Below are 17,622 nucleotides of genomic sequence, written 5' to 3'. Positions count from 1 at the left end.
CCGGAACGGAAAGCCCGCACGCACCGCGGAGCCCGCAATCTCACAGAAGACGGGCATGTTTCGTCAGTAAATATTTAAGCCGCATCTGCCATCGTCCCTCGACAACCGAACCTCGGGCGAACCGTCGCCGAGGGCTGGCGCGCGGAGACCAACGAAACACGATGACCGACCGGCATGCCCCACCATCCTTCCGGGGGCTGGGATATTATGTCCCCGCCATCGTCGTCGCGTTCGCTGTGCTGGTCGCCGTCTTCCTTGCGGATGTACAGAAGCGCCGGCTGGAGGAGGAGTATCTGCGCTCCTTCACCACCGAACAGCTCGGCCTGCTGCGCTCCCGCCTGCAGGGCAATATCCTCGGCAACGTCAAGCTGGTGCAGGGCCTCGTCGCCACACTCTCGACTGAACCGACCATGCCCCCCGCCCGCTTCGCCGATCTCGCCGGCCGCATCTTCGACGAGGACAACCAGCTGCGCAGCCTCGCCATTGCGCCGGATTTTGTGATCTCCCTGGTCTATCCGCTGAGGGGCAACGAACGTAGCCTCGGCCTCGACTATCGCAAGAACGAACGGCAGCGCGCCGCCGCGATGCAGGTAAAGGAACTGGGCCGGTTGATCGTCACCGGCCCGGTCGATCTCGTGCAGGGGGGCCGCGGGGTGATTGCGCGCTACCCGATCCATGCCGGCAAGGACAATGCCTTCTTCGGCATCGCCTCGGCCGTGATCGACCTCGATAAACTGTTTTCCGCCAGCGGCTTCAAGAGCGACATGCGGGTCGCGCTCGCCATTTCCAGCCGGGCTCATGATGGCGGCGAGGCGCGCACCTTCTTCAACACGACCGCGGCCGTCGATGTCGACCCGGTTGTGATGACCATCGATATCGGCCACGAAATCTGGACCATGTCGGCCGCGCCGCTGAAGGGCTGGCACCAGCCGTCCGCCGATCTCGGCCTGTTTCGCGGCGGCCTTGCGCTGCTCGCCATCATCATCGTCGCGCCGATGTTCTGGGTCGGCTACCTGATGAAGGACCGTCACCGGCATATCCTGGCGCTGCAGGACCGGGAGGACAGGCTCGAAACCGTTTCACAACGTCTGCAACTCGCGCTCGATGCGTCCAAGGTTGGCGTGTGGGAATACGATACCGAGACCATGGCGCTCTCCTGGGATGCGCGCATGCGAAAACTCTACGGCGTGCCGGCGGGGCAACCGGTCTGCAGCTACAAGGACTGGCGCGCCGCGCTGCACCCCGACGATATCGAGGAGGCCGAGCGCGTTTTCGCCGACGCCATCGTAGCGGATGAGCCTTATATTACCGAATTCCGCGTTTTGGCACGCGACGGCAGCATTCGCCATATCCGCGCTCACGGCATGACCTACCGCGCCGTCTCCGGCGCAAAACGCATCGTGGGTGCCAACTGGGACGTGACGGCAGACAACCAGTTGCAGGCCGATCTGCTACAGGCAAAACTGACGGCAGAAGCCCAGAACCGTGCGCTGGAGGAAGCGCGCCTCGTGCTGGAGCACAACTCTTTGCATGACGCGCTGACCCGCCTGCCGAACCGGCGCTTCCTCGACCAGCAGATCGCGCTTGCCGGCAGCGGCGACGGACGCCCGCTGACGCTGCTGCATATCGACCTCGACCGCTTCAAGGATATCAACGACACGCTCGGCCACGCGGCCGGCGACGAGGTGCTGAAACAGGCGGCCGGCGTCCTGCGTGCTCATGTACCGGCCGAAGATTTCATCGCACGCATCGGCGGCGACGAATTCGTCCTGCTTTCCCGCCGCGATCCGGTCGTGGCCGACTTCGCCGCCCTTTCGGCCCGTCTGATCGCGGCAATCAGCGAGCCGATGGCGATCGAGGGTCATGACTGCCGCATCGGTGCAAGCATCGGCATCGCCACGCGCAATGACCTGGAGGAATCCACCGAACAGTTGCTCGTTAATGCCGATATCGCGCTTTACGAGGCCAAGCGACGTGGCCGCAACCGCGTCGAGGCGTTCAACGACGACCTGCGCCTGCGCACCGTGGAGGTGAAGCGGCTCAGCGACGACATTCTGCGCGGCCTCGAGCAGGGAGAGTTCCACCCCTTCTTCCAACCGCAATTCGACGCGCAGACGCTGGAGATCGTCGGCGTCGAGGCGCTCGCCCGCTGGAACCACCCGATCCGCGGCTTCGTCGCCCCTGACGTTTTCCTGCCGGTCGCCGAAAGCCTCAACGTCGTCGCCCAGATCGACGAGGCAATCCTCGGCCAGGCGCTTTTGCAGGCCATGCGCTGGGAGGCGCAGGGACTGGGTATTGCCCGCGTCTCTGTCAATGTCTCGTGCCAGCGCCTGCGGGACGAAAATCTCATCGAAAAGCTCAAGGCGATGAACATCCGCCCCGGCTCGTTGACCTTCGAACTCCTGGAATCGATCTCCTTCGATACGGCGGACGACGGATTGAAACAGGCGATCGAGGACATCAAGGCGCTCGGCATCGAGATCGAGATCGATGACTTCGGCAGCGGCCATGCCTCCATCGTCAGCCTTCTGGAACTGTCGCCCAAGCGGCTGAAGATCGACCGGCGGCTGGTGCAGCCCTTGACGCAATCGACCGCGCAGCAAAGCCTGGTGCAATCGATCATCGACATCGGCAAGGTGCGCAACATCGAGACGGTCGCGGAGGGTGTCGAGACGATGGCGCATGCCGAATTGCTGCGCCATCTCGGCTGTCATGTCCTGCAAGGCTATGCCCTTGCGCGGCCGATGGCGGCGGAGGATTTCCTCGCTTTCGCCAAGGCGCGCGCCTGGATGCCGGCTGCGGGAATGTCACTTACGGCGGCAAAAGCGCGCTGAGCGCATCCGCCAGCACGCGGCCGTCATGGTGGCCGCGCTGCCATGGATCCTCGAACTCGCCGATCACCACCTCTGCGCCCAGTCGCGCACCCGCGGCCTCCAGGGCCTCGGTCCCGAGATAGGCGAAAGAACCCGCCGTCTTCTCGAAAGGCAGGATCTGGCGGTTCGCAAGAACATGCGTGAAGGGCCGTACATCCGCCCCGCCCCGGGCGTGCCAGACCTCGGCGGCAACCTCCACCATGCGCGCCACATCCATCCCGCGCGTCTCGCGGCATTGCAGGATATTGCCGAGAAAGATGCGGCGGGCGTGCACGTTGCGCACGATCGCCGGCACGATCCCGTCGACCAGGAAATGCGGCAGCACGCTGGTGAAGAAACTGCCCGGCCCAAAAACAATGGCATCCGCACTTTCCAGGCTTTCGATCACCGCTTCGTTGGCCGGCACGGCGGCCCCATCTCCGGCGGAAAGCATGATTTCGCGCACGCCCGTCGCACTGTCGGCTTCGCCGAGCGCCGTCAAGCGGTGCTGCCCCTCGATGCGCGTGCCGTCATTCAACACGGCTGAAAGTGCCACGTCGTTGATCGCGGTCGAGGGCCAGACATGGCCGGCGACCTCGCACAGCTTGCGAAAGACGAAGATCGCCGTGTTGATGTCGCTGTTATGGGCAAGGTGCGCGCCGGTCAGGATGAAGTTGCCGATGCTACCGTTGCGGAAATCGAAATCCGGTCCGATCGCCGCTCGAAACGTGCGCAGATAGTTGAGGATCGCGCCGCGCAGGCCGGGCTCCATACGCTCCAGAAGCGGATGGCGGCCTTCGGCATAGAGCGCGAATTCCGTGCGGGCATCCTCTTCGGCGCCGCTGGTCATGCGGGCGTTGCAGACTTTGACCACGTCGCCCGCCCGGCCTTCGCCATGCGCCATGGTCATCAGCGCCTGGCGTATGTCGCCGACGGCGAGCACGCCGAGGCTTTCGCGGATCACCTTGGAGCTGCCGCCGCTATCCCAGGCCGGAACCACCCGCGTGAGGCGGACCGGCAGGGAACAGAGGGCAAGATTGATCGAGCGGCAGGCACTGCCGCCCGAAAAAAGCACGATATGCGGTCGTCGGCCTTCGGCCATGCGTTCTCCTGACGTTATTCGCCTACGGCCCGATATTGTAGGCCGCGCCGATCAGGGTTTTCGTATACTCCGCCTGCGGCGCGCTGAAAATGGCATCCGTCGGCCCCTCCTCGACGATCTTGCCGTCCTTCATCACCACGACATAGTCGGACATGGCGCGCACCACCGACAGGTCGTGGCTGATGAAGACATAGGACAGACCGTGCTTGGCCTGGAGATCGCGCAGAAGCTCGATCACCTGGCCTTGAACGGAGCGGTCGAGCGCCGAGGTCGGCTCGTCCAGCACCACGGCCTGCGGCTTCAGGATGATTGCCCGCGCAATGGCGATGCGCTGCCGCTGACCGCCGGAGAACTCGTGCGGATAGCGGTTGCGCGCCGCCGGATCGAGCCCGACCTCCTTCAGCGCCTCGATCGCCCGCTTGTCGCGGTCGGCGCGCGAAAGCTGCGGTTCGTGCACATAGAGGCCTTCGGTGATGATCTCGCCCACCGTCTGGCGCGGCGAGAGCGAGCCGTAGGGATCCTGGAAGACGACCTGCATGCTGCGCCGGAGCGGCCGCATGCCGTTGCGGTCAAGGTCGGAAATATCCGTCCTGCCGAAACGGTAGGCCCCCTTGCTGGAGATCAAGCGCAGCAGCGCCCGGCCGAGCGTCGACTTGCCGGAACCCGATTCCCCCACGATGCCGATCGTCTGGCCCTCATGCAGGCTGATGCTGACATTGTCGACGGCACGGAAGGTGGAGGCGCGCTTCCTGAGCAGGCCGCCGTCGATCCTGTAGTCCACGACGACATTGCGGCCTTCGAGGATGATCAGCGCGTCATCCGCCGGGGCCGCCTTGCGGCCGTGCGGTTCGGCATCGATCAGCATGCGCGTATAGTCGGCCTTCGGGTTTTCGAAGATGTCGGCCGTCGCGCCCTGCTCGACGATCTCGCCATGCCGCATGACGGCGACCCGCTCGGCAAAATGCCGCACGATGCCGAGGTCGTGCGTGATGAGCACGATCGCCATGTCGAAGCGTTTTTGCAGATCGCGGAGCAGTTTCAGGATCTGCGCCTGGATCGTCACGTCGAGCGCCGTCGTCGGTTCGTCGGCGATCAGGATGTCCGGCTCGTTGGCGAGCGCCATGGCGATCATGACGCGCTGCCGCTGGCCGCCCGACATTTCATGCGGGTAGCTGTCGATGCGCCGATCCGGATCGGGAATGCCGACGAGTTTCAAGAGCTCCAGCACCCTTGGCCTGGCTGCCTTCCGCGAGCCGCCGCGATGATGCACGATCACCTCGGCGATCTGCTTGCCGATCGGATAGAGCGGATCAAGCGAGGTCATCGGCTCCTGGAAGATCATGGTGATCTTCGCGCCGCGGATATCGTTGAGCCCCTTCGGGGGAAGCCCCACCATCTCCTTGCCGCGATATTTCGCGGAGCCCGAAACCCTGCCATTGCCGGCGAGCAGGCCCATGATGCCCATCATGGTCTGGCTCTTGCCGGAGCCGGATTCGCCGACGACCGCGAGCGTCTCGCCGGGGCGGACGTCGAGGTCGACGCCCTTGACCGCATTGACGTCGCCATCCGGCGTCGTGAAGGACACCGTCAGGCCGCGCACGGCGAGGATCGGTTCCATGGTGTTTTGTCTCTCTGCCATGTCAGCGGTCCTTCGGGTCGAACGCGTCACGCAGGCCATCGCCGACAAAATTCAGCGAGAACAGCGTGGCGACGAAGAAGATGGCGGGGAAGATCAGCAGCCACGGCGCCGACTGGATGTTGTTGGCGCCTTCCGCAATCAGCGAGCCCCAGCTCGTCAGGGGCGCCTGCACGCCGAGGCCGAGGAAGGACAGGAAGCTTTCGAGCAGGATCACCTTCGGCACGATGACCGTCACGAAGATGACGACGGGACCGATCGTGTTGGGGATGACGTGGCGGCGGATGATCTGCCAGTCCGTCAGGCCCAAGGCCTCCGCCGCACCTATGAACTCGCGCCGCTTGAGCGACAGCGTCTGGCCACGCACGATGCGGGCCATGTCGAGCCATTCCACCGCGCCGATGACGAGGAAGATCAGCACGAAGCTGCGTCCGAAGAAGACGACGAGCACCACGACAAGAAAAACGAAGGGCAGCGAGTAGAGGATTTCGACAAAGCGCATCATCACATTGTCGATGCGCCCGCCCATATAGCCCGAGATCGCGCCATAGGTGACGCCGATGCCGAGCGAGACAAGGCTGGCGAGCAGGCCGACGGCAATCGAGATCTGCCCGCCGAGCATGACGCGCGCCATGAGGTCACGGCCATTGGTGTCCGTGCCGAACAGGAAATATTCCCGGTCGACGATGCCGGTCAGCGTCAGCTTGCGGCCTTCGTCCTCGGTGGTGACGACCGCGGTCTTGTCGAATTCATTGGCCCGGTCGAAGTAGCGCGCCGCGCGCGGGTCGATCGGGTCCTTCGCGGTGATAATGGCGGTAAAGGTTTCTCCTTCGACGGAGAAGGATTGCAGGTCGACGCGGGCGCGTGACGCCACACCCTTTATCGCCTCCTCCAGCGAATCTTCGCCCGGCCGTGGCTCGAGGCTCGGCGGGATGGTCACGTAGGAGGAAAAGACCTGATCATAGCTGTGACTGATGAAGAAGGGGCCGAAGAATGCGAAGCAGGCAATCAGCACCAGCATCACGGAGCCCGCCATGGCGGGACGATTGCGGCGGAAGCGCATGACGGCGAGTTGGAAGAGGCTGCGCCCCTGCACTTCGGGCGCTGAGGGTACGACGGTATCAGTCATGGCGAACCCTCGGATCGAGCAGGCCATAGAGAATGTCGACAGCCAAATTGAACACGATGACGAAGATGGCGATCAGCACGACCGTGCCCATGACGACCGTATAATCACGGTTGATCGCCCCGAGCACGAAGTAGCGGCCGACACCGGGAATGGTGAAGATCGTCTCGACAACCGCCGAGCCGGTCAAAAGTGCCGCGGCGCAGGGCGCGAGATAGGAGACGACCGGCAGCATCGCGCCGCGCATTGCATGCACCACGACCACCGATTTTGCCGGCAGGCCATAGGCCCGCGCGGTGCGGATATGGTCGGTGCGCAAGGCCTCGATCATCGAACCACGGGTAAGTCGCGCGAAGACGGCAAGCTGCGGCAGGGCGAGCGCAATCATTGGCAGGATGAGGAAGCGCAGCGAGCCGTCTCCCCAGCCACCGGCCGGCAGCCAGGCGAGCACGATGGCGAAGATCAGCGTCAGCACCGGCCCGACGACGAAGTTCGGCACCGTGACGCCGATCGTCGCGACCGACATGACCATGAAGTCGAGCGCGCTGTTCTGGCGCAATGCCGCAAACGTCCCGATGATGACACCACCGACGAGCGCCAGCAGCAGCGCGTAGAAGCCGAGCTCGATCGAATAGGGCAGCCCCTTGCCGATCAGTTCGGCGACGCTGTTATCCTTGTAGATGTAGCTCGGTCCGAAATCGCCGGTGACGGCGTTGCCCATATAGGTGAGATATTGTCGCCAGAGCGGCTGATCGAGCTGGTAGGCCCGCATCAGGTTTTCCATCGTGGCGGGCGGAAGGGGGCGTTCGAGGTTGAACGGTCCGCCGGGCGCAAAGCGCATGAGGAAGAACGAAATTGTGACGACGATGAATAGCGTCGGCACGGCGCTTGCGAGGCGCCGCAGAACAAAAGTAAACATGGCCAAGACTCCTGAGCAACGATGCGTGGCCTTTCAGGCCACGCATCGTCAGCGGATCATTCAGAAACGCTGAGGAAGCGGCTCAGGTGTTCGTTATTGACGTTGTCCGCCCATCCCTTGACCTTGTCGGAAACCAGCCACAGATCGGCCTGGGTCAGAAGCGGCGCGACCGGCTGCTCCTTCATCAGGATGACTTCTGCGTCATGCATGAGCTTGGCGCGAGCCGCCGGATCCTGCTCGTCGTAGGACTTCTTCATGAGCCCGTCGAAGTCTGCGTTCGTGAAATGCCCGTAGTTGAAGGTCTTGTTGGTGCTGACGCTGAGCGCCAGGAAGTTCTCCGCATCCGCGTAGTCGGCCTGCCAGCCGGCGCGCGCCACGTTGAACGCGCCGCCTTCCTGCAGGTAGGCGTAGTGCGAGGACACATCGAGGTTCACCAGCGAGACATCGGCGGCAAACGTGTTCTTCCACATGTCGGCGATGGCCGTCGCCACGCGCTCGTGGTTCGGGTTGGTGTTATAGCGGATCTCGATCTTCAGCGGCTTGCCGCCCTCGCCGAAACCGGCTTCCTTCATCAGTTCGAGCGCCTTGTCCTCGCGGTCGAGCTGCGAGAGCGTGCCGAAATCGGCAAAGCCCGGCTCATAACCCTGGAGGCCCGGAGGCACCATCGAATAGGCCGGCAACTGCGAGCCCGAGTAGATTTCCTTTGCGAGGAAGTCGCGGTCGACGGCCATGGAGAGCGCCTGGCGCACGCGCACATCGCTATAGGGCTCCTGGCGGGTGTCGAAGGCATAGTAGTAGGTCGCCAGCGACGGCGAGACGCGGACCTGTTCGCCATAGCTCTTCTTCAGGCGGTCGATCTGATCAGCCGAGAAGTTGTAGACGAGGTCCATTTCCTTCGCTTCGAAGCGGCGGACGGAGGCAGCCTGGTCGTCGATCGGGTAGAAGATCACCTTGTCGAGCTTGACGGCAGCGGCATCCCAGTATTCAGGGTTCTTTTCAACGACGAGGTTGTCGTTCGGCACATGGCTGACGAGCTTGAAAGCGCCGTTGGAAACCATCGTGCCGGGCTTGACGAAATCGGCACCGTTCTTTTCGACGCTGGCCTTGGAGACCGGCAGTGCCGTCTGGTGCGCGAGCAGCTCAAGGAAGAAGGGCGTCGGGCGCTCCAGCGTGATTTCCAGCGTCTTGGCGTCGACGGCCTTGAGGCCGAGCTGGTCGGTGCCGAGTTCGCCCTTGTTGACCTTCTCGGCGTTCTTGATCGGATAGAGGATGTTGGCGTAGCCTGCCGCCGTCTTCGGATCCTCGACGCGGGCGAGCGAGAACACGAAGTCCTCAGCCGTCACCGGCGAACCGTCCGACCACTTTCCATTGTCACGCAGCTTGAACGTGTAGACCGTGCCGTCATCGGAAACCGTCCAGCTTTCGGCGGCACCCGGAATGATCTTGCCGGCGGTGTCATAGATCGTCAGGCCCTCGTAGAGGTCCTTCAGGATGAACGCTTCGATATTGATGGAGGTGTGGGCCTGGTCGAGCGTCTGCGGCTCACCGGCATTGCCGCGGTGAAGCACCGCTTCTGCGAGCGCCGGACTTGCGCCCAAGAGGATCGCACCGGCGAGAAGTGCTGCACGAAAGCCAATAAGTTTGTTTGCCATTTTTTGTTTTCCTTCCCCTTTGTTTTTTTGGGTGCCCAATCAATTGTCCCTGTTTGTGCACTTGGCAAGACCCTAAAAACAGGAAATGCACAGCGATCGGCAAACCTCCGCAAAGCTTGAAAAATCAGGGAAAAAGCGGCCTGCAGGTCCGATGGACGGCAAGAAATGAGAAAAATATTTGCGTTTGCCGAAATTATTCGCAGTTTTCTGCCCATCGTTTCGCAAGAATTTCTGCGAAAAATCGCGCACTCAATTCACCGCCAGAAACGGAGTTCCAAGATGAACATGTTGAAAACCCTCGCCGTCGCGGCCGCTCTTCAAGTTGCGGTTTTCGCCCCCGCCCTGGCCGGCGAAAACCTCGCCGCCGTACAATCGGCTGGCGCACTGAAGATCGGCACCGAAGGCACCTACGCGCCCTTCACCTTCCATGCCACCGACGGCAAGCTGGTCGGCTTCGACGTCGAAATCGGCGAGGCGATCGCCAAGAAACTTGGCGTCAAGGCCGAGTTTCTTGAAGGCAAGTGGGACGGCCTCATCGCCGGCCTCGACGCCAATCGCTACGACGCCGTGATCAACCAGGTCGGCATCACCGAGGCGCGCAAGCAGAAATACGATTTCTCCGAGCCCTACATCGCCTCGAAGGCCGTTCTGATCATTCGCGGCGATGACGACAGCATCAAGGGTTTCGCCGACCTCAAGGGCAAAAAATCCGCCCAGTCGCTGACCAGCAATTTCGGCAAGATCGCGGAAGCATCCGGTGCCGAACTCGTCGGCACCGACGGTTTCGACCAGTCGATCCAGCTCGTGCTGACCGGCCGCGCCGACGCCACGATCAACGACAGCCTGTCCTTCCTCGACTTCAAGAAGCACAAGCCGGACGCCAACGTGAAGATTGCCACCGAACAGGAAAATGCCGACTATTCCGGCGTCATCATCCGCAAGGGCGAGCCGGAACTCCTGGAAGCGATCAACAAGGCGCTTGCCGAGATCAAGGCCGACGGCACCTACCAGGCGATCTCGGACAAGTATTTCGGACAGGACGTCTCGAAGTAATTCTTAGGCCAGGCAGCGCTTCGCGGCGGCCCGTTCCTCGCATATAGATAGATTTGCAACCTGGCCGGGGATCACTCCGGCCAGCCGCTTTTCCGGAGGGTTTTCCGTGCCGCCGTGGCTTCAACTGATGCTGGACTCGCTGGTGCCCCTCCTTTGGGCGGCACTCATTTTCACCATTCCGCTCACCCTGCTGTCCTTCGTGCTGGGGCTCGCGCTCGGTCTCGTCACCGCCGTCGTGCGGCTGTTCGGACCGCGGCCGCTCGTCGCTATTGCGCGCTTCTACGTCTGGGTGATCCGCGGCACGCCCCTGCTGGTTCAGCTCTTCGTCATCTTCTACGGCCTGCCGAGCCTCGGCATCCTGCTTGATGCCTTCCCCGCCGCCCTCATCGGCTTCACGCTGAATGTCGGCGCCTACACGTCGGAAATCATCCGTGCCGTCATCGCCTCGGTGCCGCGCGGCCAGTGGGAGGCGGCCTACTCGATCGGCATGAGTTGGTCGCAGGCGATGCGCCGCACCATCCTGCCGCAGGCGAGCCGCGTGGCCGTGCCTCCACTCTCCAACACGTTCATCTCGCTGGTGAAGGACACCTCGCTCGCCGCCGCCGTCACCGTGCCGGAACTGTTCCAGACGGCGCAGCGCATCGTCGCCACCACCTACGAGCCGTTGATCCTGTATATCGAGGCGGCGCTGATCTATCTGGCGCTCAGTTCCGTGCTTTCTGCCCTGCAGGTCCGGCTCGAAAAGCGTTTCGCCCGCTATGGCGGCTTCCTGGAGGCCCGCACATGATCGAGCTCAGCCACATAGAAAAACGCTTCGGCGACAACCACGTGCTGCGCGACATCAGCCTGACCATGGCGGAAGGCACTGTGACGGCGCTCGTCGGCCCTTCCGGCGGCGGCAAGAGCACGCTGCTGCGCTGCATCAACCTGCTCGAGACGCCGACCTCCGGCTCCATCAGGCTTGGCGAGGAAAAAATCGACTTCGCCCCCGGCCGCAAGGTCGGCTGGCCGGCCATCCAGAAGCTGCGCCGCCAGACCGGCATGGTCTTCCAGAATTTCCAGCTTTTTCCGCACCAGACGGCCATCGCCAATGTGATGGAAGGCCTGGTCACCGTGCTGAAATGGCCGGCGGACAAGGCCCGCGCACGCGCGCTCGAACTGCTCGAAAAGGTCGGCATGGCGCACAAGGCCGATGCCTGGCCGGCAACGCTTTCCGGCGGCCAGCAGCAACGTGTCGCAATCGCCCGTGCGCTCGCCCCCTCCCCGCGCGTGCTGCTCTGCGACGAGCCGACATCGGCGCTCGATCCGGAGCTTGCAGAGGAAGTCGTCGAGGTGCTGAGCCGGCTTGCCCGCGAGGGCACGACAATGGTGATGGCGACGCATGACCTGCGCCTTGCCTCCCGCGTCGCCGATACCGTCGTCTTCCTCGATGGCGGCGTGATCGTCGAGCAAGGGCCGCCGCGTGCCCTCTTCTCGACACCCGAACGGGACCGCACGAAAAAATTCATCGCCTCGCTCAGCGCACCGCACAGCTACGATATCTAAATGCGACACTTCCGTTACGTGAGGTGCTAAATTCCTAGTCGCGGCAGTTGCATCGCGCGGACGATTCAAGCAGAATGAGGAGATATCCATACCTCGCCATGCCCCGGCATGTCCCATAGGGGAGAAATCTCATGATCAAGAAAACACCGAACCCCATCGACATTTTTGTCGGATCGCGCGTGCGCCTGCGCAGGCTGATGGTCGGCATGAGTCAGGAGGCGCTTGCCGACCGGCTGGGCGTGACCTTCCAGCAGGTACAGAAATACGAGAAGGGCACCAACCGCATCAGCGCCAGCCGTCTCCAGGCAATCGCGGATGTTTTCCGCGTGCCGCCGAGCTTCTTCTTCCAGGATGACGAAAACGCCATACCGACGGCAGGTGTCGCGCACGAGACCGGCGACGTGTCCACGTTCGTTTCCTCCAAGGAGGGCCTGGATCTCAACCGCGCGTTCCTGAAAATCGGAGATACGGGCGTACGCAAGTCGATCATAGCGCTCGCGACCGCGCTTTCCAAGGCAAGTGCCGAACAGGCCGCCGAGCGCGCGGAAAACGCACCGGAACTGCGAGCCTGACCCCAAATGTCAGCACGGCTGCAGACGCTTGGCCATCTGCGCCTGCTCGACGAGGGCGGTAACGAAATCGCCTTTCCCGAAAAGGCGCTTCTGATCCTCTGCTATCTCCAGACACGCGGCATAAGCGAAATGCCGCGGTCTGATGCAGCAGGCCTCTTCTGGGAAGACGCCAACGGTTCGGCGGCCTTCGCCAACCTGCGGCAGACCGTTTCCCGGGCGCAGAAGCGCCAGAGAGAGCTCGGCCGGACCTACCTCGCTTTCACCGACACGACGATCGCGCTCGGACCGGAGCCGATCACAAGTGATGTCGAGCAGGTCCGCAACGGCTCAAGCCTGAACCTGCTTGCGAGCCTTTTGACCGACGACTTTCTCAAATACGTCAAGCCTGGCAACCGGGCACTTACAAGCTGGATTGCCCTGCAAAGAACCGCCCACGCCGCCCTCCTGCGTGGCGCCCTGCTCGACGGCAAGGCGTCTGAGGGGACGACGCGGCACGCGCGCTCAGCGGCCGCCCTGCGCCTGCTCGAAGGCAATCCCGATGACGAGGACGTCCGCGCCGTGCTGACGGGCCGGCAGGCGGTTTCTACCAGCCTCATGACCTTCCGGCAGCCCGCCAGAGTGCTGACACCAGAGGACGTCGACATCGCGCTGCCGCGGCAGAACCCGCCGCGCGTTGTGCTGTTGCCGCCGGTGACGACGCTCGCCGCCAGAACTGCCGCGCGCTTTTCCGAAGCGCTGATCGAGGACGTGACGATCGGCCTCTGCGCATTGCGCTCCATCTCGATCATCGCGCCGCATACCGCCGCGCAGATCTCGCTGCAGGCCGACCGAGCCGTCACCTACGAGCGACACAAGATCAGCTACATCCTCGAAACGAGGCTGCGCGATGAAGGCGACCGCCATACGCTTTTTGCCCAGTTGATCTTCTTCGGCAGCGACGAGGTCATCTGGGCGGACCGCTTCCCGCTCTCGGCGGAAGGGCTCGCCCGCTCGCGGCAGATGATTGCCCACCAGATCGCCGGCGCGATCGCCACGGAAGTCGAACGCAACGAACTCGTGCGCAGCGACTATGAACGCGACGCCGACGCCTATCGCAGCTTCCTTGTCGGGCAGGGTCAGCTCAAGAACCTCGACCTGCGCGACATCCGTCGCGCCCGCAAGAGCTTTCGCGAGGCCCTGCAGGCGAGTAGCGGCTTCGCCCCGGCAATCGGCGGGCTCGCCCGCAGCTATTTCCTCGAATGGCTGGTGACGGCGCGCGGCGACCAGGATCTGCTTAGGCAGGCAGAACTTCACGCCGAGCAAGCCATCCGCGCCGACGAGCGCCTGCCCTCTGGCTACCGCGAACTCGGCGTCGTCAAGCTCTATGCCCGCCAGTTCGATGAAAGCGCCGCCTATCTCGACCGTGCCGAAGCGCTGAGCCCGCACTATGCCAATGTGATCGCGAGCTACGCCGATACGCTGGTTCAGGCGTCGCGACCGGATGTCGGCCTCGAGAAGATCAAGCATGCGATCGAACTCAATCCGCTGCCGCCGGACGAATATTTCTGGACCGCCGCCGGCGCCAGCTACTCGCTCGGCCATTACCAGCAGGCGCTCGACTATATCGCCCGCATGAAGGACCGTGCGCCTGCCGACCGTCTTTCGGCCGCAAGCTGGAGCATGCTCGGCGATATGAAGAAGGCGCGGCAGTTCATCCGCCGCACCTACGACATCCACCCGAATTTCGATCTCGACTCCTGGATGGCAATCGTGCCGTTCAAGGAAGAGTGGCAGCGCAAGCACTATTATGATGGCTTGAAGAAAGCCGGCTTCTGAGAAGCACGGCGTAACAACGGAGAGGGACTGATATGACAAGACTCGTGGTTTTGGGTGTGCAGGGTGACGATGGCCTGTGGCTCGCCGATCTCGACGCCGGCACGATCACGCAGATCGGCGCACCGACGACTGGCGCGCTGAAGGCCGCCGACGACCTGCGCAAGGCTGGCGCTACGATCACCAAGGGCGTCAACCTCGCGGCACTTGCCTCCTCGGCCGATGCCGTTTCCGGCGGTTTCATGGATGTCTCGGGCGGCTTCATGGACGCGTCCGGCGGTTTCATGGACAATTGAGCGACCAACGGATCGCTCTGTGACGACCTACTCGGACCGCATCTGCAGTCCAGAACAGACCTGGAGCCGGATCGAGGCGCTCTTGCCTCGGTTCGGCGTCACACGCCTTTCCCGCCTGACGGGGCTCGACCGGGTCGGTATTCCGGTCTGGAACGCCGTCAGCCCCAATGCCCGTTCGATCGTCATCAACCAGGGCAAGGGCATCACCGATATCGACGCACGGGTTTCCGCCGCCATGGAGGCGCTGGAGCGTGCCATTGCGGGTGAGCCTCTCGTGCCTGTTCGCCACGCCTCGCGCCGCGACTTCGCCACGGCCGGCGACGCCTGCCTGCCGCTCGACATCTTTGTTGCCGCCAACCGGGCATTCTTGACGGAAGACGAAACGCTCGAATGGTTTGCCGGCCATGATATCGTGACGGGCAAACGTGTCTGGGTGCCACGCGAAGCCGTGTGTCTCGACAGGACCGATACTGCGCCACGCTTCTGGCAATCCTCCGACGGCCTCGCTTCAGGCAACAGCGAGACCGAAGCCATTCTGCACGGCCTGCTTGAACGTATCGAGCGGGATGCCGACCGCCTCTGGCGCCTGCTGCCTCGAGCAAGGCGGCTCGCAACCGCCATCGACCCGACGGCCTTCGCCGACCCGGTCGTCGATGCGCTGGTCACCCGTTTCGGTCATGCCGGACTGGATCTGCGTCTTTTCGATATTACCAGCGACATTGCCATCCCGACCTATGCCGCCATGCTGGGCGACACCGGCCTTCTCGAAAAGAAACAGCCGCTCTTCCACGACGCGACGATCGGCTATGGCACGCATCCTGTCGCCGGGCGGGCCATCATCCGGGCGCTCACCGAAGTCGCCCAGTCGCGCCTGACCTATATCAGCGGCGCACGGGACGATCTTTTTGCGGAAACTTTTGTTCGCCCCCTGGCGGCAGAGACGCTTGCCCTGTTCGAATCATCGCCCAGCCCGGCAAAGACCTACACTGCACCGCAGGGCGACGCCGCAGCCCTCCTGGCCTATTGCCTGGAGCGGCTCACGGCATCCGGCATTTCACAAATCGTCGCCGTGCCCCTCGGCGACGCTTCGCTTCCCATTTCCGTGGTCAAGGTTGTCGCGCCTGCTCTGGAAAATCCGGAAGGCGCGCGCCGGCACGCCCTTGGGTCCCGCGCTTTGTCCCGCATGTTGTTCGGCACCCCATGAAAATTCTCTTCGTCGGTCCCAGCCTTCCCGACGCCGCCGCATTCTGCGGCGATGCAATCCATGCCCTCCCTCCCGCCGCGCATGGTGACGTCTTGCGCGCGGTGAGAGACGGCGCAACAGCGATCGGCATCGTCGACGGCAATTTCGAGCATGTGGCTCCCGTCTGGCACAAGGAAATCCTCCACGCGCTCGATCAGGGCGTGGCGGTCTATGGCGCCGCCAGCATGGGGGCTTTGCGCGCGGCCGAATGCGATGCCTTCGGCATGATCGGCGTCGGGCGCATCTATGAGGATTACGCCGCAGGCCGCCGGGTCGACGATGCGGATGTCGCCCTTCTGCACGGCCCCGCCGAGCTGGGTTATCCCGCACTTTCCCTTCCGCTCGTCAATGTCGACGCCACGCTGGATCGGCTGGAGGGTCTTGATAAGTCTATCATATCAACTTTTCGTGATGTTGCCGCGGCACTCTTTTACAAGAACCGGACCTGGCCTGCGATCATCAAGGCCGCTGGAAGGGCAGAAGATCGCGCTCAGATCCTACAACTTCTCCATGCAGCGACCGTGAACCAGAAGCGCGCGGACGCGCTCGCCCTTGTCCGTGCGATGGTGGATTTTTCCCCTCAAACCCCTGCAAAACGCGGAGACTGGTCATTCAGGGCAACCACGCTTTGGCGGTCTGTCGCCGATCAACCGGAAAAGCAATAGAACGTGCAATTTCCCATTCCGCGTGTGTCACGCTCAAGTCACGCGCAGAGCCCGAGAGTCACGCCTATACTCGCTGTCAGGGGTACAGAGTGAGCGTTGCTCCGGGGGCACGGACATGAACATCGACACCATTGAAATGGAAGACCGCGGTACGGAACTGCTGGCGCTGGCGCGTCTCGTCGCGTTTGCGCTGGAATCGGCCAAGTCGCTGGATGCCGAAGTCGTTGAATTCTGCCTGGACAAGGCGCTGAGAGCGGTGCTGGACCAGATCGACGAACCATCCCGCATGATGCTGACATCCAGTGACATCATGCTGATGAATCGTTCGGCACTCTGCTGAACAAAAGAGATCGGCCGGTCCGCCGGCCGAAGCCAAACCGCCGCCCTCCTCCGCGGCGCTGATCGTGCGCGCGGCCCGAACCTGCGGGCCGCCGCCGATCTTCGAGATCCATAGCCTGACACGCCGTCCATCCAGCCCGCGCGCTGGAAATGGCAATCCGGTCTTTTCCCGGCAGCCGGGAACCGTTACGCAGGAGCCGCAAGACGGCCATCCCGGCGTCTGGAACGGAGAACGGCATGTTCGGTTCAACGGCCATCATCCTCAACAAGGCACTCCATGCCCTGGCACCCCTGGTGTGCGCGGTGCTAAAGACGCGTCGGTCTGCATAGGCGGTGAGCGCTCTTGCAGCCTATGGCAGCCTCTTCCTTGCAGCATTCGTCGCCGCGACAATCCTGCCCGCCCAGTCCGAGGCGGTGCTCGCCGGATTGCTGGCCACCGGCCGCCATTCGCCAGTAATCCTGGTCCTTGTCGCCGGCATCGGCAATGTGCTCGGTTCCGTCGTCAACTGGCTGTTCGGCCGCAGCGTGGAACGCTTCCGCGATGCCCGCTGGTTCCCCGTCAGTGCGAAAAACCTCGATCGCGCAGGGCAGTGGTATCGCAGATATGGCTGGTGGAGCCTGCTTCTGAGCTGGCTGCCCGTCATCGGCGATCCGTTGACGGTCGCGGCCGGCATCATGCGCGAACCGTTCCCGCGTTTCCTGCTCGTCGTCTCCATCGCCAAATTCGGCCGCTATATCGTGCTCGCCGCGCTCGTTTTGCACTGGCTCTGAATTTTTTTCGTCGGCGATGGAATGAGAGCCACGCAGCGC

16 protein-coding genes are annotated in these 17,622 nt (G+C 63.2%); 11 read left to right on the top strand and 5 right to left on the bottom strand.

The window, feature by feature from the left end:
• Positions 1–161: 161 nt before the first annotated feature.
• Positions 162–2,834: a bifunctional diguanylate cyclase/phosphodiesterase gene (locus tag ACT6VE_RS13225; protein ID WP_444799056.1), complete on the top strand. Its 2,673-nt coding sequence runs from the start codon at positions 162–164 to the stop codon at positions 2,832–2,834.
• Here the strand turns inward: ACT6VE_RS13225 and ACT6VE_RS13220 are convergent.
• The 5 genes from ACT6VE_RS13220 to ACT6VE_RS13200 are packed head-to-tail and all read right to left on the bottom strand — an operon-like array spanning position 2,812 to position 9,287.
• Positions 2,812–3,954 carry a gluconeogenesis factor YvcK family protein gene (locus tag ACT6VE_RS13220; protein ID WP_444799055.1) on the bottom strand — a complete coding sequence of 381 codons (1,143 nt, stop codon included), beginning with the start codon at positions 3,952–3,954 and terminating at the stop codon, positions 2,812–2,814. The two genes, ACT6VE_RS13225 and ACT6VE_RS13220, sit on opposite strands and share 23 nt — an antisense overlap.
• Before the next feature lie 22 nt (positions 3,955–3,976).
• The gene (locus ACT6VE_RS13215) at positions 3,977–5,593 is read right to left on the bottom strand and encodes an ABC transporter ATP-binding protein (protein WP_444799054.1); all 1,617 of its coding nucleotides are present in this window, start codon (positions 5,591–5,593) and stop codon (positions 3,977–3,979) included.
• Between the two features lies 1 nt (position 5,594).
• Positions 5,595–6,719, bottom strand: coding sequence for an ABC transporter permease (locus ACT6VE_RS13210; protein WP_444799053.1), 1,125 nt, complete (start codon positions 6,717–6,719; stop codon positions 5,595–5,597).
• Positions 6,712–7,635, bottom strand: coding sequence for an oligopeptide ABC transporter permease OppB (oppB, locus tag ACT6VE_RS13205; RefSeq protein ID WP_444799052.1), 924 nt, complete (start codon positions 7,633–7,635; stop codon positions 6,712–6,714). The genes ACT6VE_RS13210 and oppB overlap by 8 nt, the downstream gene beginning before the upstream one ends.
• 56 nt (positions 7,636–7,691) lie before the next feature.
• Positions 7,692–9,287, bottom strand: a complete 1,596-nt coding sequence (locus ACT6VE_RS13200) for a peptide ABC transporter substrate-binding protein (RefSeq protein ID WP_444799051.1) — start codon at positions 9,285–9,287, stop codon at positions 7,692–7,694.
• A gap of 279 nt (positions 9,288–9,566) precedes the next feature.
• Here ACT6VE_RS13200 and ACT6VE_RS13195 point away from each other — a divergent pair, with 279 nt between their 5' ends.
• From ACT6VE_RS13195 to ACT6VE_RS13150, 10 genes are all read left to right on the top strand, one after another.
• Complete coding sequence (locus tag ACT6VE_RS13195; protein ID WP_444799050.1) at positions 9,567–10,340, top strand: amino acid ABC transporter substrate-binding protein; 774 nt, start codon at positions 9,567–9,569, stop codon at positions 10,338–10,340.
• 106 nt (positions 10,341–10,446) lie between these two features.
• Positions 10,447–11,127: an amino acid ABC transporter permease gene (locus ACT6VE_RS13190; protein WP_444799049.1), complete on the top strand. Its 681-nt coding sequence runs from the start codon at positions 10,447–10,449 to the stop codon at positions 11,125–11,127.
• A complete protein-coding gene (locus ACT6VE_RS13185; RefSeq protein WP_444799048.1) occupies positions 11,124–11,885 on the top strand; it encodes an amino acid ABC transporter ATP-binding protein in 762 nt (253 codons plus the stop codon). Before ACT6VE_RS13190 ends, ACT6VE_RS13185 begins: the two co-directional genes overlap by 4 nt.
• Positions 11,886–12,016: 131 nt before the next feature.
• A complete protein-coding gene (locus ACT6VE_RS13180; RefSeq protein ID WP_444799047.1) occupies positions 12,017–12,457 on the top strand; it encodes a helix-turn-helix domain-containing protein in 441 nt (146 codons plus the stop codon).
• 6 nt (positions 12,458–12,463) lie between these two features.
• Positions 12,464–14,272: a hypothetical protein gene (locus tag ACT6VE_RS13175; RefSeq protein WP_444799046.1), complete on the top strand. Its 1,809-nt coding sequence runs from the start codon at positions 12,464–12,466 to the stop codon at positions 14,270–14,272.
• 32 nt (positions 14,273–14,304) lie between these two features.
• Positions 14,305–14,565 carry a hypothetical protein gene (locus tag ACT6VE_RS13170; RefSeq protein ID WP_444799045.1) on the top strand — a complete coding sequence of 87 codons (261 nt, stop codon included), beginning with the start codon at positions 14,305–14,307 and terminating at the stop codon, positions 14,563–14,565.
• A 19-nt stretch (positions 14,566–14,584) separates the two neighbouring features.
• Positions 14,585–15,769, top strand: a complete 1,185-nt coding sequence (locus ACT6VE_RS13165) for a YcaO-like family protein (protein ID WP_444799044.1) — start codon at positions 14,585–14,587, stop codon at positions 15,767–15,769.
• The gene (locus tag ACT6VE_RS13160; RefSeq protein ID WP_444799043.1) at positions 15,766–16,473 is read left to right on the top strand and encodes a TfuA-like protein; all 708 of its coding nucleotides are present in this window, start codon (positions 15,766–15,768) and stop codon (positions 16,471–16,473) included. The genes ACT6VE_RS13165 and ACT6VE_RS13160 overlap by 4 nt, the downstream gene beginning before the upstream one ends.
• A gap of 115 nt (positions 16,474–16,588) precedes the next feature.
• Entirely contained in the window at positions 16,589–16,813 is a 225-nt protein-coding gene (locus tag ACT6VE_RS13155) for a hypothetical protein (RefSeq protein WP_444799042.1), read from the top strand.
• A gap of 332 nt (positions 16,814–17,145) precedes the next feature.
• Positions 17,146–17,583, top strand: a complete 438-nt coding sequence (locus ACT6VE_RS13150) for a YqaA family protein (RefSeq protein ID WP_444799041.1) — start codon at positions 17,146–17,148, stop codon at positions 17,581–17,583.
• Positions 17,584–17,622: the final 39 nt, after the last annotated feature.

Source organism: Shinella sp. (assembly GCF_052438155.1).
In the GTDB taxonomy this organism is placed as follows: Bacteria; Pseudomonadota; Alphaproteobacteria; order Rhizobiales; family Rhizobiaceae; genus Shinella.
The sequence above is the reverse complement of the archived record's forward strand: the minus strand, read 5'-3'. Positions and strand labels throughout refer to the sequence as shown.

Bases quoted from the DNA above. Each gene is read 5' to 3' on its own strand.
- ACT6VE_RS13220 (WP_444799055.1), bottom strand. From the start codon at position 3,954: ATGGCCGAAGGCCGACGACCGCATATCGTGCTTTTTTCGGGCGGCAGT.
- ACT6VE_RS13170 (WP_444799045.1), top strand. From the start codon at position 14,305: ATGACAAGACTCGTGGTTTTGGGTGTGCAGGGTGACGATGGCCTGTGG.
- oppB (WP_444799052.1), bottom strand. From the start codon at position 7,635: ATGTTTACTTTTGTTCTGCGGCGCCTCGCAAGCGCCGTGCCGACGCTA.
- ACT6VE_RS13225 (WP_444799056.1), top strand. From the start codon at position 162: ATGACCGACCGGCATGCCCCACCATCCTTCCGGGGGCTGGGATATTAT.
- ACT6VE_RS13185 (WP_444799048.1), top strand. From the start codon at position 11,124: ATGATCGAGCTCAGCCACATAGAAAAACGCTTCGGCGACAACCACGTG.
- ACT6VE_RS13200 (WP_444799051.1), bottom strand. From the start codon at position 9,287: ATGGCAAACAAACTTATTGGCTTTCGTGCAGCACTTCTCGCCGGTGCG.
- ACT6VE_RS13215 (WP_444799054.1), bottom strand. From the start codon at position 5,593: ATGGCAGAGAGACAAAACACCATGGAACCGATCCTCGCCGTGCGCGGC.
- ACT6VE_RS13155 (WP_444799042.1), top strand. From the start codon at position 16,589: ATGAACATCGACACCATTGAAATGGAAGACCGCGGTACGGAACTGCTG.
- ACT6VE_RS13195 (WP_444799050.1), top strand. From the start codon at position 9,567: ATGAACATGTTGAAAACCCTCGCCGTCGCGGCCGCTCTTCAAGTTGCG.
- ACT6VE_RS13175 (WP_444799046.1), top strand. From the start codon at position 12,464: ATGTCAGCACGGCTGCAGACGCTTGGCCATCTGCGCCTGCTCGACGAG.
- ACT6VE_RS13180 (WP_444799047.1), top strand. From the start codon at position 12,017: ATGATCAAGAAAACACCGAACCCCATCGACATTTTTGTCGGATCGCGC.
- ACT6VE_RS13210 (WP_444799053.1), bottom strand. From the start codon at position 6,719: ATGACTGATACCGTCGTACCCTCAGCGCCCGAAGTGCAGGGGCGCAGC.
- ACT6VE_RS13160 (WP_444799043.1), top strand. From the start codon at position 15,766: ATGAAAATTCTCTTCGTCGGTCCCAGCCTTCCCGACGCCGCCGCATTC.